This is a genomic window from Bordetella holmesii, assembly GCF_020735985.1.
Classification (GTDB): domain Bacteria; phylum Pseudomonadota; class Gammaproteobacteria; order Burkholderiales; family Burkholderiaceae_B; genus Bordetella; species Bordetella holmesii.
Window position 1 is genome coordinate 416,158 of sequence record NZ_CP085973.1, and the last position, 14,522, is coordinate 430,679.

The window sequence follows — 14,522 nt, forward strand, 5'->3', positions numbered from 1 at the left end:
ATCTGGGGGCAGGTCACCAGTCCTCGACGCCTCCGACCTGGCAAGCCGCCGCGCAGCACTTTGATTTCCGCTGGCACCTGAGCGGTGACGCCGAGGTCGCGCCGCTGCAGGTGTTTGCAGGCAGCCACGAGGTCTGGCTGCAATTCGCTTCGGGGCAGGCCTGGCCTGCCATCTTCGGGTTAGGTCCCTCTGGCGAGCAGCCGTTGCCGTACTCGCGCCGCGAGCCCTATGCCGTCGTGGCGGGGCAGTGGCAAACCCTGATCATGCGCGGAGGCCATCACGTCGCTTATGCGCGCAAGGTTTCTCAGGATGAACCCGCCGCCGTCGCTGTGACAAGTGCATCACCGCAGCCCGTCCCGCCCGTCGAGCCCGAGATTCCGGTACCTGCCCCGTCGGCAACCGCTAGCCCCGTGTTCTTTGCCGGCCCACCCGACGGCACCTTGCGTGCGGTGCTGGCTCGTTGGGCAGCTCAGGCCGGATGGACGTTCGCGGCCGAGCACTGGGTGCTCAGCGTCGATATTCCTTTGCAAGGCCAGGCCCGATTCGAGGGCGATTTCAAGACCGCAGTGCGCGAGCTCTTACGTTCCATCGAGCTCGCAGATCGGCCGGCTCAACCCTGCTTCTATGCCAATCAGGTACTGCGGGTGGTGCCTTTGGCACAGAGTTGCGACCGCAGCCGCGGAGCTTCCGCATGAGGGCGGTGTTTTTTCGTTTGCCGGTGTTAGCTTGCTGCCTGAGTCTGAGCGGATGCGCTCTGCAGGCCCAGTGGCAAAGCCTGCGCGAGATGCTCGGGCGGTCGCGTGATGAGGTGCAGGCGCTGCACGAGGCGCAGGCCCGAGCGACGAATGCCGAGGCCGCTCGGAGCCTGCGCGAAGCCGCGCAAGACGTGGGCAAACCCTGGCTTGCCGGTCCGGCCCAGGCGCTGGCCCGTGAGGTGGCCCTGCCCGCGCCACTGCGCGCCCGGGTCGATACGACGCTCATTTTTGCCGAGCGGGCAGGGTTGGCCGTAATTGCCGAGCGGCTGCATAGGGCTACCGGCATTGCCGTGCGCGTTCTGCCAGAGGCCTTGCTGCCGCCTGAACTCTTTCTGCCTCGCCTGGCCGACAATGCCGCGCTGGTGATACCCGCCCAACCGCAGGTTGAGCTGCATGAGGGGCCAAAGCCGTTGGCCGACATTCTGGATGCTCTGGCAGCACGATTGCTTGTCTGGTGGCGATACCGCGATGGCGCCATCGAGTTCTATCGCAGCCAGACTCAGGCTTTCGACTTGCGTATGTTGCCTTTGTCGGTGCAATCCCAGGCCCAGCTGGGGCGGCGCGTGGCCGAGGCCGAAGGATTCGACAACGCCATCCAGGCCAGCGTCGAGGTCAAGCTTCCTTCGCCAACTCAGATGTTGCGTGCCCAGATCGAGCCCTTTCTCTCGCGCTCCGGGGTGGCCTCACTGGCCGGGACAGAGGCTACGCTGGTTGTCACGGACACTCCGGCCGTCCTGGCGCGTATCGAGGCCTTCATCGCGCAACAGAATGCGCGGGCAGGGCGCCGCGTGCGTCTGCTCTTCGAAGAAATCACGCTTCTTATGCACAACAGCGCGGAAGGGGCCATCGATTGGCGTGTCTTGCATGCCAGTGCACGCGCGGCGCTCGAAGGGGTGTTCCCCTCCGTGGCCCGCACGATCTCGCCCGGCCTGAGCGCGGGCTTGCCGCAAGGACCATGGGGCGGCTCGAAAGCACTGCTTAGCGCGTTGGCCCAGTTTGGCGCCGTTCGTCACCATCGCTCGATTCCGTTGCTCACCCTCAACCGTCGGCCTGTGACGTACGCGGTGCACAGCACGTTTTCCTACATTGATCAGGTGCAGAGTTTGCAGGCCGGGCCAGGCAAATCCGAGCTGCCTGCCGTGTCCATCAACCAAAAGCGCGTCACGGTGGGAACCTTCCTGACGCTGCTGCCCGATGCTCAGGACGACGGCAGCATCCTGCTGTCCATCGGGTATGACAATACTTCGGCTCAACCGCTCAAAACACTGGCCTTCGGCGATGACGACCTGCCTTTGCAATTGCAGCAGCTCAATCTCGACGGCAATGGCAGCGTACAACAGGTGCGCGTGCGGCCAGGACAAGCCGTGCTGCTGTCGGGCTTCGACCGCAGTGTAGACAGCTACGATCGACAGCGGTTGACGCCCGATGCTCCCTTGGTGGTTGGCGGCAAAGATCAGGCGCGCCAGGAGCGCCTGCTCACCGTGATCGTGCTCAGCGCCCAGCTGGAGGAAGCCGATGGCTGACCTCTGCCTGCGGCAGGTCGGTGCTCACGGCCAGTGGGTGCACGGCTTGTCCTGGTTTGCCGTAGTGGGCAGCCATGCACGTGCGCTGGCCCGTCTGCGCGCCAGGCAGATGCGGGCCAGCCATTATCTGCTTGGCGGAGATCGCGCCATGACGGCGGGTTGCGCAAGGGTGCCAGGACGTGGGCCGCGCTATTCCGCAGCACAGCAAGTGGCGTCCCGCTACGGTTCAGAAACCTTTGCGGCTATCGTGACGCTGGATCAGGGGCATTGGCTGGTCGCCGTCCAGGATGGCGCCGTACTGGTCGGAGGCGATCAGATGTTCTCCGATAAAACACAGGCGCTTGCGGCGTTGGAGGCATTTGATCTGCCAGAGATCGCTTCGCCTGATGCGATCTCCCTGGCCTTGCAGATTGCGCCATTGCCGGCTGCGCGGTTGCGGGCGTTGCCACCACGGCCTTCGCGCTGGTTGGGAGGGCTGCTCGTAGCGCTCGGCTGCGCGGTGGCGTGGTCGGCCTTCATGGGGGAGCCAGTCAAGCCAGCGCGGCAGGTGGCAAGCGTTTCTGCCGAACGTCCGTTCCGGCCAGCGCTGTGTCTCGGGCCGGTGCTGGGTAGCTTATACCGCTTGCCTATGCGTACGGCCGGTTGGCGGCTTTCCGGAGCGCAGTGCTCGCCACAGCAGCAGTGGCAGTGCCAGGCCCGCTATCAGCCAGAGTCGGCCCAAGCATTGAGCGTGGACTTTCAAAATCGGGTGAGTGACCAATGGCAGGTGGATTTTCCGGGTCTGGACGAGGCGGTTCTGCATTGGACGGCCGGCAGTGTCTGTCGCGCGGATCCGCAGCCCCTGGAGCGACGCTGGATGCAGGCTTTGCAACCTTGGCGCGGCGCGTTCTCCGAAATGCGCATCGGCCCATGGGCCGACACCCCTGATGGGCGGCTGCGGCTTTTGCGCCTGGCCGGCCCGCTGCGCTCTTATTCCTTACCCGTCTGGGAGATTCTGCCCGCGCATTGGCAAGGGCTGCGCTTGCAGGTCGATCTTTCGCAGAGGGTCGATGCCCGGCGCAGCCCTCTGACTCTGCATCTCGAAGGAGAAATTCATGCCGACACATCCCTGCCTTGACGGTTGGTCACGCGTGGTGCTTTTCCGCACAGGGTGCGCGCTGTTGGCTTGCCTGATCATGTCGCCCGCTTCCGGCGCCCATGCCGATGCCTTGAGTCAGAGCGTGCAGCAATGGTTGCAGCAGGAAATCCAGACCCACGCGGGCGCAGAAGCCGAGCCGGAGGCAGGCTCGGACGCCGTGAAGTCGAGTGCTCCCCTGGAGTTGCGGGCCGTCTACGGTGTGGGGTCCAGGTTGACCGCAGAGTTCTTCGCATCGGGCCAGGTTTTTGTCGCGCGTTCTGATGCGCCGCGCCTGCAAGGCTCCACCACAATGGATGAAACGTCAGTGGCGCTGCTTGGCGTGCGCGGCCCCTGCGCCAAGTTGAAACAGGCTTCAGGCGCCCTGATCCAGGCCTGCATCCTGCCGCGGGAAGCAAGTCATGAATGAGGCTGTCGTCTCTCTGCATGCAGTGGCGCAGTTGCAGCCGCCCCTGAAGCGGGTTCTGGATGCCGAGCTCGAACTGGGCGGGCTCAGGGGGCATATTTGCCCTGTTCTGCTGGCTAATGGCCAGGTCGCCGTGCTGGCCCAGGCTCGCTATGTCCGCGGCGCGTGGATGAATGAAATCCTCCGTCAACTTGATGACAAGGGTTATTCGCTTGCCCGTCCGGTCTGCTACCAAGTGGACGCCGCCTTGTTGCTGGATCTGCTGCGTCCCTTCCGCGCCCCAAGTGCTCTGCCGTTGGCGCCGCGCGAGTCGGTGCCACCAGGAGGAAGGCCAACGCTGGCGCTGCTGTTCGAAGACATCGTCCGTGCGGGGCTAGGCGCCGGAGCAAGCGATATTCACCTCAATGTGTTGGGGCAGGATCGCGCCGAAGTGCGCTACAGCATAGACGGACGCTATGTGAGCCTGCCGGAGGTGCGTGCCCTGACACGGGCCACCACGCTGGCCACCCTGTTACGCGGCCTGTCCCGCACCCGAAAAATCATCACCCTGGAGGATCCCGTCGAGATACGCATCACGGATGCGCTGCAGAACACCGTGGGCCGCGGGCTGGACGCCGATCATGATGGTGTCTTCGACGCCAAGCTCAAGACCATCAAGCGCAGCGCAATGAATGATGTCTATCTCGGTGAAGTGCGTGATCGAGAAACCGGACGAGCCTTCATGGATCTCGCGGGCTCGGGAGTGAGTGTCTATACCACCGTACATGCCGGATCCGCGCAAGGCATACCGGCCCGGCTGTCGTCGGACTTCATCGGCATACCCGCAGATTTCCTTCAGATGCGCGGGGTGCTGAAACTGCTGGTCTATTAGGAGTTGTTGCCTCGCCCCTGTCCTCTCTGCGCACGGGGGGTCGAGGTCTTGTTGCGCGGCCCACGGGCCGCAGATTGGGCACGGATATTCGAGGCATTGCCGACCGCCGGCGTGCGGGGCCGCCGCGCCCATGGCTGCCGCCATTGCGCCTGCGGGCCTCGGCTGCTGCACGGCTATAGCGGGCGCAGCGTGGCTGCTGAACTGATTCAGGGGCCGGGGGGCGATGGTATGCCTTGGACCGATGTGCTCATGGCCAAGGTGTTGCGCGGCGACCTCGATCCCCGGCATTGGGCGGTCCAGGCAGGAGGAGTCCGGGCGCTGGCAGCGGCACTGGAGGCTGCGCGTGCGTGAGTCCTGGTGGTTGCTGCGACTGGATGCCTGGCGGTTTCAGCGGTCTCGCGCCGACTACTACGCCTACCTGAGTGCACTGCTGCGGGCCAGCGACGGCCGCCTGGCGTTGCGTGAAGTCTTTGCCAATGACGCCGCGCGCTATGGACGGGGCCACTGGCGCGGACGGTTGGCGTTGCGTTGGGCAAAGGCCAGCGGGGTCTATGGCGGGAATCTGGCTGCGCTATGGGCCGGGGTGGCGCCCGCCCAGGACTGCCTCATGCTGGCTACCGCTCAGGCCGCTGGCAGCGCTGCGCTGGCGCAGGGTCTGCAGGATCTGGCCCAGGCTTGCCAGCTTGCCGAGGCCGCCCGCAAGCAATTGAGCGCCAGCCTGCGAGCGGTGGTCGTGGCACTGGCGGTACTGGTAGGCACGGTGTGGGCGGTGCCGCTGTTCACCGTGCCGCATCTGGCGCAGGTGTTTGGTGATTTGCCCTACGAGTATCACGGCCCGCAGACGCGTCTGCTGTTCTGGTTTGCCGCTCATGTCGTCTGGTGGGGACCGTTGGCTGCCGTGGGGGCGTCAACGGGGTTGACTTTGTGGGTCTGGTCGCTGGCGAACTGGCGAGGACGATGGCGGCGGCACTGTTATGCGATCGGCCCGTGGCGTCTTTATCGGGATGCTCAGGCCATACGGTTCTTGAGCCTGCTGGAGGTGCTCATTCGCGATGGGGCCAGCATGGATACCCGGCTACGGATGGCGCTGACCGCCTTGCGGCAATACGCCACGCCGTGGCTGGCCGGGCACATCACGCACATGCTCGAGCGTGTCGAAGCCGGGCAGGTGGATGCCTCCACGTTCGATACGGGGCTGTTCGATCGGCAACTGTGGTGGTTCATGAGCGACATGATTGCCGCCCACGGTATCGAGGCTGGCATGTCGCGCGCGCGGGAGCGGATCGAGCAGGCTTGGTTGCCGCGCCTGGCCGCACAGGCCTTGTTCTGGCGTTGGGTGTTGTTGTTGTCGACCGTGGCTGCCATGTTGGGGCTGGTGCTGTGGCATTACGGGGTGATCGATGAGCTCAGGCATGGCCTGACACATTTTTATTCCGCGTACTGACGCGTTTTTACGGGAGGTGATCTATGTCTGATTTTCTGCGACCCAGGTGGTCGTGCCAGCAAGGTTTTTCGTTGATCGAGATATCCGTCGTTGCAGCGATTCTGCTTATCGTGGCCGTAATAGGCGTGCCCGCCATTCAGGGGTATGTGGTCGAGAGCCGGGTACCCAAATTGGCTGAGGCTCTGCAGCGCTTCGTGGTACGCGCCAGAATCGCTGGCACGGGAGCACCGGCGCCGTATGCAGGGATGGAAACACCCATACTGGCCGAGGCGCTACGCGAGTCCGGGGTAGTGACGGTGACAGGGCAGGGAGCTGGCGCGCAGGTTCTCCATGGATTGAACGACGGCACGATCAGTCTGGCCGCCGCGGCGCGGCCGGGCCAGGCGGCGGGTTCGGCCTTCACTCTTACGCTTGATCGCGTGCATGCAGCTGCTTGCCCTGGCCTGGCTGCGGCCATGCAGTTGCTGGCTTCACGGGTAAGTGTGCAGGGCAGGGGAGCCGCGGTGCTGGTCAAAAATGCCGACGCCAGTCCCGCGCAAGCCTACGATGGTTTGCGGGCGGCGGCGCAATGCACGGCATCCAATACTTTTGTCTTTACCTTTCCATGAGCCGCAGGCAGCAGGGGTTTGCGCTGCTCGAACTCGTCGTGGCGCTGAGTATCGGGCTGTTGGTGGCCGTATATGCGGCCGGGCAGTGGGCGCGGCAAGCCGAAGAAGCCGCTGCGCGGGCCAGCGGGCAGTGGATGGAGCAGGTGAGGTTGGCCCTGGAGCAGGCGTTAGCGCGCGACCTTGGAGGCTGGGCGGGCGGTACGTCGACGACAGCCTTATTCGCTGATCCGCGTACGCCAACCCTTGATGAGCTAAAAAAACACGGACTGTTACCCGTAGGCTTCCCGGTTCTGTCGCCTTTGGGTTTTGGGGTGCGGATGCTCGTGTTGTCCAGCGAGCAGTGTCCCTCTGAGCATTGCAGGGTGGACGGTCTGGTCGTGGCAGACCGCGCCTTGCGTACGCGTTCCGGGCAGGCAGACCTGATGCGCCTCGGTGCGCTGTTGCAGCCTTTGGGGGCGGCCGGGGGGTACGCCCGGCCAGCCTTGCAGGGAGCGCAGTTCAGCTACCCCAACCCACCCCGCGCGGATCTGCCAGTCGTACCGTTGGGCACGCCCTTGGGGTGGGCCGGCTCGCATGGCGGGCTGGATCCGCGTTATGTCAGAGTGGGCGATGATCGCGATCCGCGCCTGCAGGCTGGGTTGACGGTCGCAGGCTCGATAGTGGCTGGCGATCGTTTGAGCGCGGGCGGATATTTGCAGGCAGGTGCCAGGAGGGTCTTGGGTCGTGCTTGCGGCACTCACGAGACGGGCGCACTCGCCCAGGGGGATCAGGGCGAGCTGCTGCAGTGCCATCGCGGCCGATGGCGCCCCGGCGAGGGCAGTTTCGGGGGCACTTACGGCTATAACAACCGTACCCGGTGCGCCCTGCATACGGGACAGTCCATGCTTAATCCTGTGTCCGGTGGCTGCCACTGCCCGACCGGCTTCAAGGCCGTGCCCGTGTCGTACGGCGGGAAATGGACTGAAACCGAGGGTTGGACGACGGGTTTTGTTTGCGTGCGTCCCGTCGACAGCGGGCCGTGATGCCCGCTTTCCCTGGGCTTTTCTGGCAAGGGCTCGCCTACCCTCTATAATCAAAGATTCGCCCAAATCCCGATTCATCCACGATGAAATCCTCCGAGATTCGCCAGAAGTTCCTGCAATTCTTCCAGTCCAAGGGCCACACCATAGTGCCGTCCTCGTCGCTGGTCCCGGGTAATGACCCTACACTGCTCTTCACCAACTCGGGGATGGTGCAGTTCAAGGACGTCTTTACCGGCAAGGAAAAGCGCCCCTATTCCCGAGCCACTTCGTCGCAGCGCAGCGTGCGCGCCGGAGGAAAGCATAACGACCTGGAAAATGTCGGCTATACGGCGCGGCACCATACCTTTTTCGAGATGCTGGGTAATTTCAGCTTCGGCGATTATTTCAAGCAGGATGCCATCCGCTATGCCTGGGAGCTGTTGACCACGGTCTACAAACTGCCGGTCGAGAAGCTCTGGGTGACGGTATACCAGGAAGACGACGAAGCCTACGACATCTGGGCCAAGGAAGTCGGCGTGCCGGCCGAACGGATCATCCGCATCGGTGATAACAAAGGCGCGCGCTACGCTTCGGATAATTTCTGGCAGATGGGCGATACCGGCCCTTGCGGCCCGTGTACAGAGATTTTCTACGATCACGGCGCAGATATCTGGGGGGGGCCTCCCGGCTCTGCCGAAGAGGATGGCGATCGCTATATCGAGATCTGGAACCTCGTATTCATGCAGTTCGAGCGTGATGCGGCCGGGACCATGACGCGTCTGCCCAAGCCTTGCGTGGATACGGGCATGGGTCTGGAGCGTATTGCCGCTGTGTTGCAGGGCGTGCATTCCAACTACGAGATCGACCTCTTCCAGAAGCTGATCGCCGCGGCGGCCCGCGAAACCGGTATCAACGATCTCGAGGACAATTCGCTCAAGGTCATCGCCGACCATATCCGCGCCTGCTCCTTCCTCATCGTCGATGGCGTGATCCCCAGCAATGAGGGGCGTGGTTACGTGTTGCGGCGCATTGTGCGCCGCGCGTTGCGCCATGGTTACAAGCTTGGACAGACCAAGCCTTTCTTCTATCGTCTGGTGCCGGATCTGGTGGCCGAGATGGGTGAGGCCTATCCCGAACTGGCCACCACGGCACAGCGCGTGGCCCAGGTACTCAAGCAGGAAGAAGAGCGCTTCGGTGAAACGCTCGAGCACGGCATGAAGATCCTGGACGTTGCGCTGGCTCAGGTTCCCAAAGGTGGCCAGCTCGATGGCACGACGCTTTTCACGCTCTATGACACCTACGGTTTTCCGGTTGATCTGACGGCTGACATCTGTCGCGAACGCGAGGTCGAGATCGACATGCCCGGATTCGAGGCGGCCATGGAGCGTCAGCGCGACCAGGCACGCGCGGCGGGCAAGTTCAAGATGGCCGAGGGCTTGAGCTACGAAGGCGCGCAGACGCGCTTCGAAGGCTATGAACAACTCGAACTCAGCGGCGTTCATGTGACGGCGCTGTATGTTGGCGGCACGCAAGTTGATGCGGTGCAGGCAGGTCAGCAGGCGGTGGTCGTGCTTGATGCGACACCCTTCTACGCGGAGTCGGGAGGCCAGGTCGGAGACACGGGCTTGCTGCAGGCCGATGGCCTGCGTTTCGCCGTGGGTGACACGCTGAAGATCCAAGCCGGTGTGTTCGGTCATCACGGCGTACTCGAAGAGGGAACGCTCAAGGTCGGTGCGACGCTATTGGCTCGCGTCGACCCGGTGCGCCGCGGCCGTACGGTACGCAACCATTCGGCCACTCACCTGATGCACAAAGCGCTGCGTGAAGTGCTGGGCTCCCACGTTCAGCAGCGCGGCTCTCTCGTCGACCCCGATAAGACCCGGTTCGACTTCGCGCACGATGCGCCCATGACCGCCGAGCAGATCGCCCGTGTGGAGGGTATCGTCAACGCCGAAGTGCTGGCCAACCAGCCGGCTCAGGCCCGTGTCATGGCGTATGACGACGCGGTCAAGGGCGGTGCGATGGCCTTGTTCGGCGAGAAGTATGGCGATACGGTCCGCGTGCTGGATATCGGCTTTTCGCGCGAGCTCTGCGGCGGCACCCACGTCAGCCGCACCGGTGACATTGGCCTGTTCAAGATTGTGTCCGAAGGGGGCGTTGCTGCGGGTGTGCGCCGCGTCGAAGCCATCACCGGCGACAACGCGCTCGTGTGGGTGCAGGAGCAGAACGCGTTGCTGCAGCGCGCTGCTGGCGTGTTGCGTGCTCCGTCAGCCGAGCTGCCCGAACGTATCGCCCAGGTCCAGGAACAGGTCAAAGCACTGGAAAAAGAACTGGAGCAGGCGCGTTCCAAACTGGCAGCCAGCGCAGGCAATGATCTGGTCGATAAGGGCACGGTCGAGATCAAGGGTGTCAAGGTCTTGGCCGCGGCCATTGCCGACGTCGATCCGAAGGCGTTGCGTGGCATGGTCGATAGTCTCAAGGATAAGCTCAAGCCCGCTGTCGTGTTGCTGGCGGCCAGTGCCGACGGCAAGATCAGCCTGGCCGGTGGTGTGACCGCCGACCTGACCAGCAAGGTCAAGGCCGGAGATCTGGTTGGCTTCGTTGCCGCTCAGGTCGGTGGCAAGGGTGGTGGCCGTCCCGATATGGCCATGGGCGGAGGTACAGACGCTTCGGCATTGCCAGCGGCTATCGCCAGCGTGCAGGGTTGGGTCAATGAGCGACTCTGATTTCGCCGCGCTGCCCGTTGCGTCGGAGCTCGATGTCAGCGGGCTGACGTGCCCGTTGCCGATTCTGCGTGCCAAGAAGGCCTTGACGCAGTTGGAAAGCGGCCAGACCCTGCGGGTCATCACGACCGATCCCAAGGCTGAGCGCGATTTCCAGGCGTTCTGCCAGCAAAGCGGGAATCTTTTGCTCGGTCAGGACGTGCAGGGCGATAGCATCGCCCACTATGTGCGGCGGCGCTGAGTTCGATCGATCGGGCTCGGCCTAGCAAACAGGGCAGCCGTCAGGCTGCCCTGTTTACGTCGGTCTCGGGTAATGCGGGTTCGCGTGCTGTGCAGAACCTGCAGAACTGGGGGAAAGCCCCGCGGTTCGCCGATGTCTTAGCCGGGGTAGGGGTAGATGGCTCGCGGGGGTTTCCGGATCGGGGTGCGCTGGCCGGCTGCCTTGAAAAAGCCAGACGGTGTATGCTTGCGCCTAGCCGAGCAGGTGTCATGCACCCACTCGTCATACATCCGGCCAGCATCGCATGGGCCGGTACCGGTCTTGCGATCCATCCGCGTGGCATTTGCCCCGTGAAGCGATTGCGGTGCCTATGGTGGAACATGAGCCGAAATGCCCCTGCGGGAGGCAATGCGCCGCGCCAGCACCTTGTATGTCGCTAAAAAACGGCAGGCTATTTGCCAGGGGCCGCGTATGGATGCTAGAATTTCCCGTTTTTCACATCTAATTCAAGGGATTACCTATGGTGGTGATTCGTCTGGCCCGTGGAGGCTCGAAGAAGCGTCCGTTTTACAATCTGGTGGCAACTGACTCGCGCAATCGCCGCGACGGCCGTTTCGTCGAGCGTGTGGGTTTTTACAACCCCGTCGGCGCTGATGGCTCGGAAAACCTGCGCATTGCGCTGGACCGCGTCAAATACTGGACCGACAACGGCGCCCAGCTCTCGCCTGCTGTCGAGCGTCTGGTCAAAGGTTACTCGGCCAAGGTTTCGGCTGCTGCCTAAACCGGATTTGGCTTGCCTGCTCCATGAGCTGGGTCAAGCCCTGATCCAGGGTTGGCATTGTTGCCGATCCTATAAAGCTTAAAGCACGGATATTGCCAGGACGCCGGTCGAAGGCCAGTTCTTTGTCGCGTCTTCGCTTGTCTGGCCTCTCTGAGGCCGCATGGTTTCCGTGCTGTGGACTCGGCCACGCCTTGTGCGTGGCTTTGTCTTCTGCGCCGTTTGCGTACATGCGCCGCGCCTTGCCATCGGGCAGGGCGCTTGGGCGCGAATATTGATTTCTAGGATCTGCTCATGTCCAAACACGCGGACGCGCTGCCTGACGACCTGGTCGAGCTCGGCCGTGTGGTGTCGGCTTATGGCGTCAAGGGTTGGGTCAAAGTCCAGCCGCACTCCGCTCAGGCCGATGTGCTGCGAGCCGTCGCTCGTTGGTGGCTGGTTGCTCCCGGGCCTGCGGGGCGCCCCAGTGCCGCCGCGCGCGCTTTTTCGGTGCAGCAGTGCCGGGTGCATGGTGCCAGCGCCGTTGCTCAGATCGAAGGGATAGCAGACCGTGACCAGGCCGAAGCGCTCAAGGGCTGCTCGGTGTGGGTGTCGCGCTCGGCCTTTCCGAAGGCTGCCGACGACGAGTATTACTGGGTTGATCTGATCGGTTGCGCTTTCTTCAGCAAAGCCGAGGGTCAGGCGCGCCGCGTGGGTGTGGTCGAAGATGTGCTGGAGAATGCGGCCCACGCGATTTTGCGGGTGGCTTGCCAGACCGAGGATGGTCAACCGTTGCTCGACCTCAAGGGTCGGGCGCGCGAAATGCTAGTGCCTTTCGTGCGGGCCCACGTTCATGCGGTGGATCTGCAGGCGCGCCGTATCGATAGCGACTGGCCGCTGGAGGACTGATGCGTATCGACGTCATCACCCTGTTTCCCGAAATGTTCGGGGTGGTGCGTGATCTCGGCGTGACGGGGCGCGCGCATGGTCAAGGTCTCTGGTCATTGCATACCTGGAACCCGCGCGATTTCACGACGGATGTGCACCGCACGGTGGACGATCGCCCTTATGGCGGTGGTCCGGGCATGGTGATGATGGCGCCGCCGCTTGAGGCAGCAGTGTGTGCCGCACAGGCGCAGCGCCAGGAACAGGGTCTGGACAAGGCGCCGGTGGCGCTGCTGGCCCCGGTTGGCCGGCGCTATGATCAGGCTGCGGCTCAAGGAATCGCGGCCAGCAGCGGGCTTATCCTTGTCTGCGGCCGCTACGAGGGGCTGGATCAGCGCTTCATCGATCGTTGTGTCACCCTCGAAATCTCCCTAGGCGATTTTGTGCTGTCCGGCGGCGAGATCGCCGCCTTGGCCGTCATCGACGCCGCCGTGCGGTTGTTGCCGGGCGCGCTGGGTGATAGCGACTCCGCATTGCAGGATTCGTTCAACGACAGCTTATCCGGCTTGCTGGATAGTCCGCACTACACCCGCCCCGAAGCGTATGAGGGTCAGGCCGTGCCGGCCGAACTGCTCAGTGGCCACCATGCGCGCATTGCACGCTGGCGGCGTGATCAGTCCTTGCGGCTTACGTTGGCCCGGCGCCCAGAGCTCATTGGGCAGGCTCGTGCCAACGGTTGGCTGGATCACGCCGATGAGTGCCAGCTCGCGCTACTGCAGGGGCTGGAGCCGCCAGTCGATCCGCGCAAGCGCCGGCGCCGCAAGCCCACAGGCATGATCCATGCGAAAAAAAAGGTTCATCGCGGAATAGCGTGGAGCCGTGCTTGATTGCCGTTACGCTTGATCCTTGATTTTTCAAGGATCAAGGCCGGGATCATGCTGGACCGCAAGACGATCGAGAGGTTGGATGGGTGGGAAGGTTATCGGGTGGAGCGGGTCGTGTGGCCTGAAGGTGAGAGCCGGACGGTCACGATTTACCTGAAGCCTTCAGCGCGAACGATGCACTGCGAGCACTGCGGCAACCGATGTCGGCAGGTGCATGAGACGACCACGCGCCGGGTGCGGGATCTGCCGCTAATGGCGCTGCGAGTGACGCTGGTAGTGCCGCGTCGGCGGGTCTGGTGCGAGCAGTGCGGTGGACCGCATCTGGAGAGGCTGAGCTGGCTGGGCCGTTACCAGCGAGTGACCGACCGGCTGGCCGAGGCGGTCAGCCAGTTGCTTGAGTCCAGCAACATTCTGGCCGTGGCGCGCTTCTTCCAACTGGGTTGGCACACGGTCAAGGCGCTGGACAAGGCCCTGCTGCGACGGGCGATCCAAGAGCCGGACTGGAGCCAGATCCACTACCTAGCGATGGACGAGTTCGCTCTACACAAGGGCCATCGTTATGCCACGGTCGTTGTCGATCCGATCCGCCGTCAGGTGCTATGGATCGGTGATGGCCGCTCGCGCGAGACGGCCAGAGCCTTCTTCGAACAACTGCCAACTGGGGTTGCCCAGCAGATCCGGGCCGTAGCGATCGACATGACGACGGCCTATGAGCTGGAGATCCAGGCCAACTGCCCCAACGCCGAGATCGTCTACGACCTGTTCCACGTCGTGGCCAAGTACGGCCGTGAAGTGATAGACCGGGTGCGTGTAGACCAAGCGAACCAGTTGCGGCACGACAAGCCGGCCCGCCGGGTGATCAAGTCCAGTCGCTGGCTACTGCTGCGCAATCGCAAAAACCTCGATCCGTGCCAATCGGTAAAGTTGGACGAGTTGCTCCAGGCCAACCAGCCCTTGCTCACCGCTTATCTGATGCGCGATGAGCTCAAACAGCTGTGGTTCTACCAACACCCCGGCTACGCCCGCCAGGCATGGGATCACTGGCTGCAACAGGCTCAGGGCAGCGGCATCGCCGCCTTGGCTCACTTCGCGCTCAAGCTAAAAGCCTATCTGCACGGGATTCTGTCTCGCTGTCGCCACCGGCTCAACACCAGCATCGTCGAGGGCATCAACAACACCATCAAAGTCATCAAGCGCCGCGCCTACGGCTACCGCGATCAGGAGTACTTCTTCCTCAAGATCCGGTCTGCATTCCCCGGTATTCCTCGATGAACCAAAAAAAATCCCCCGTCTGATTGCCAGCGGGGGAT

At 63.4% G+C, this 14,522-nt stretch carries 15 protein-coding genes; all 15 read left to right on the forward strand.

The window, feature by feature from the left end; genetic code table 11:
- Positions 1-2 precede the first annotated feature (2 nt).
- Entirely contained in the window at positions 3-695 is a 693-nt protein-coding gene (locus LK440_RS01925; RefSeq protein ID WP_080601050.1) for a TcpQ domain-containing protein, read from the forward strand.
- A complete protein-coding gene (locus LK440_RS01930; protein ID WP_005015920.1) occupies positions 692-2,278 on the forward strand; it encodes a pilus assembly protein in 1,587 nt (528 codons plus the stop codon). The genes LK440_RS01925 and LK440_RS01930 overlap by 4 nt, the downstream gene beginning before the upstream one ends.
- Positions 2,271-3,395, forward strand: coding sequence for a type 4b pilus protein PilO2 (locus LK440_RS01935; RefSeq protein ID WP_005015916.1), 1,125 nt, complete (start codon positions 2,271-2,273; stop codon positions 3,393-3,395). The genes LK440_RS01930 and LK440_RS01935 overlap by 8 nt, the downstream gene beginning before the upstream one ends.
- Positions 3,373-3,822 (forward strand): hypothetical protein, encoded by a 450-nt coding sequence (locus tag LK440_RS01940; protein ID WP_005015914.1) that lies wholly within the window; start codon positions 3,373-3,375, stop codon positions 3,820-3,822. The genes LK440_RS01935 and LK440_RS01940 overlap by 23 nt, the downstream gene beginning before the upstream one ends.
- Entirely contained in the window at positions 3,815-4,690 is an 876-nt protein-coding gene (locus tag LK440_RS01945; protein WP_005015912.1) for an ATPase, T2SS/T4P/T4SS family, read from the forward strand. The genes LK440_RS01940 and LK440_RS01945 overlap by 8 nt, the downstream gene beginning before the upstream one ends.
- 228 nt (positions 4,691-4,918) lie before the next feature.
- Entirely contained in the window at positions 4,919-5,041 is a 123-nt protein-coding gene (locus tag LK440_RS17820; protein ID WP_256374644.1) for a hypothetical protein, read from the forward strand.
- The gene (locus LK440_RS01950) at positions 5,034-6,134 is read left to right on the forward strand and encodes a type II secretion system F family protein (protein ID WP_005015906.1); all 1,101 of its coding nucleotides are present in this window, start codon (positions 5,034-5,036) and stop codon (positions 6,132-6,134) included. Before LK440_RS17820 ends, LK440_RS01950 begins: the two co-directional genes overlap by 8 nt.
- A gap of 23 nt (positions 6,135-6,157) precedes the next feature.
- Positions 6,158-6,742, forward strand: a complete 585-nt coding sequence (locus LK440_RS01955; RefSeq protein ID WP_005015904.1) for a pilin — start codon at positions 6,158-6,160, stop codon at positions 6,740-6,742.
- Positions 6,739-7,764: a PilW family protein gene (locus LK440_RS01960; RefSeq protein ID WP_005015902.1), complete on the forward strand. Its 1,026-nt coding sequence runs from the start codon at positions 6,739-6,741 to the stop codon at positions 7,762-7,764. The genes LK440_RS01955 and LK440_RS01960 overlap by 4 nt, the downstream gene beginning before the upstream one ends.
- 83 nt (positions 7,765-7,847) lie before the next feature.
- The gene (gene alaS / locus LK440_RS01965) at positions 7,848-10,469 is read left to right on the forward strand and encodes an alanine--tRNA ligase (RefSeq protein ID WP_005020050.1); all 2,622 of its coding nucleotides are present in this window, start codon (positions 7,848-7,850) and stop codon (positions 10,467-10,469) included.
- Positions 10,456-10,707, forward strand: coding sequence for a sulfurtransferase TusA family protein (locus LK440_RS01970; RefSeq protein WP_005015899.1), 252 nt, complete (start codon positions 10,456-10,458; stop codon positions 10,705-10,707). The genes alaS and LK440_RS01970 overlap by 14 nt, the downstream gene beginning before the upstream one ends.
- 499 nt (positions 10,708-11,206) lie before the next feature.
- Positions 11,207-11,467, forward strand: a complete 261-nt coding sequence (gene rpsP / locus LK440_RS01975; RefSeq protein WP_005015897.1) for a 30S ribosomal protein S16 — start codon at positions 11,207-11,209, stop codon at positions 11,465-11,467.
- 291 nt (positions 11,468-11,758) lie between these two features.
- Positions 11,759-12,352, forward strand: a complete 594-nt coding sequence (rimM, locus tag LK440_RS01980; protein WP_005015895.1) for a ribosome maturation factor RimM — start codon at positions 11,759-11,761, stop codon at positions 12,350-12,352.
- Entirely contained in the window at positions 12,352-13,215 is an 864-nt protein-coding gene (gene trmD, locus LK440_RS01985) for a tRNA (guanosine(37)-N1)-methyltransferase TrmD (protein WP_005015892.1), read from the forward strand. Before rimM ends, trmD begins: the two co-directional genes overlap by 1 nt.
- A gap of 48 nt (positions 13,216-13,263) precedes the next feature.
- Complete coding sequence (locus LK440_RS01990) at positions 13,264-14,484, forward strand: ISL3 family transposase (RefSeq protein ID WP_005015889.1); 1,221 nt, start codon at positions 13,264-13,266, stop codon at positions 14,482-14,484.
- The last annotated feature ends 38 nt before the right edge of the window (positions 14,485-14,522 follow it).

What these genes read in the sequence shown, in the direction of transcription:
- LK440_RS01930 (WP_005015920.1), top strand. Translation starts at nt 692, where the DNA reads ATGAGGGCGGTGTTTTTTCGTTTGCCGGTGTTAGCTTGCTGCCTGAGT.
- LK440_RS01935 (WP_005015916.1), top strand. Translation starts at nt 2,271, where the DNA reads ATGGCTGACCTCTGCCTGCGGCAGGTCGGTGCTCACGGCCAGTGGGTG.
- LK440_RS01940 (WP_005015914.1), top strand. Translation starts at nt 3,373, where the DNA reads ATGCCGACACATCCCTGCCTTGACGGTTGGTCACGCGTGGTGCTTTTC.
- LK440_RS01945 (WP_005015912.1), top strand. Translation starts at nt 3,815, where the DNA reads ATGAATGAGGCTGTCGTCTCTCTGCATGCAGTGGCGCAGTTGCAGCCG.
- LK440_RS17820 (WP_256374644.1), top strand. Translation starts at nt 4,919, where the DNA reads ATGCCTTGGACCGATGTGCTCATGGCCAAGGTGTTGCGCGGCGACCTC.
- LK440_RS01955 (WP_005015904.1), top strand. Translation starts at nt 6,158, where the DNA reads ATGTCTGATTTTCTGCGACCCAGGTGGTCGTGCCAGCAAGGTTTTTCG.
- LK440_RS01960 (WP_005015902.1), top strand. Translation starts at nt 6,739, where the DNA reads ATGAGCCGCAGGCAGCAGGGGTTTGCGCTGCTCGAACTCGTCGTGGCG.
- alaS (WP_005020050.1), top strand. Translation starts at nt 7,848, where the DNA reads ATGAAATCCTCCGAGATTCGCCAGAAGTTCCTGCAATTCTTCCAGTCC.
- LK440_RS01970 (WP_005015899.1), top strand. Translation starts at nt 10,456, where the DNA reads ATGAGCGACTCTGATTTCGCCGCGCTGCCCGTTGCGTCGGAGCTCGAT.
- rpsP (WP_005015897.1), top strand. Translation starts at nt 11,207, where the DNA reads ATGGTGGTGATTCGTCTGGCCCGTGGAGGCTCGAAGAAGCGTCCGTTT.
- rimM (WP_005015895.1), top strand. Translation starts at nt 11,759, where the DNA reads ATGTCCAAACACGCGGACGCGCTGCCTGACGACCTGGTCGAGCTCGGC.
- trmD (WP_005015892.1), top strand. Translation starts at nt 12,352, where the DNA reads ATGCGTATCGACGTCATCACCCTGTTTCCCGAAATGTTCGGGGTGGTG.
- LK440_RS01990 (WP_005015889.1), top strand. Translation starts at nt 13,264, where the DNA reads ATGCTGGACCGCAAGACGATCGAGAGGTTGGATGGGTGGGAAGGTTAT.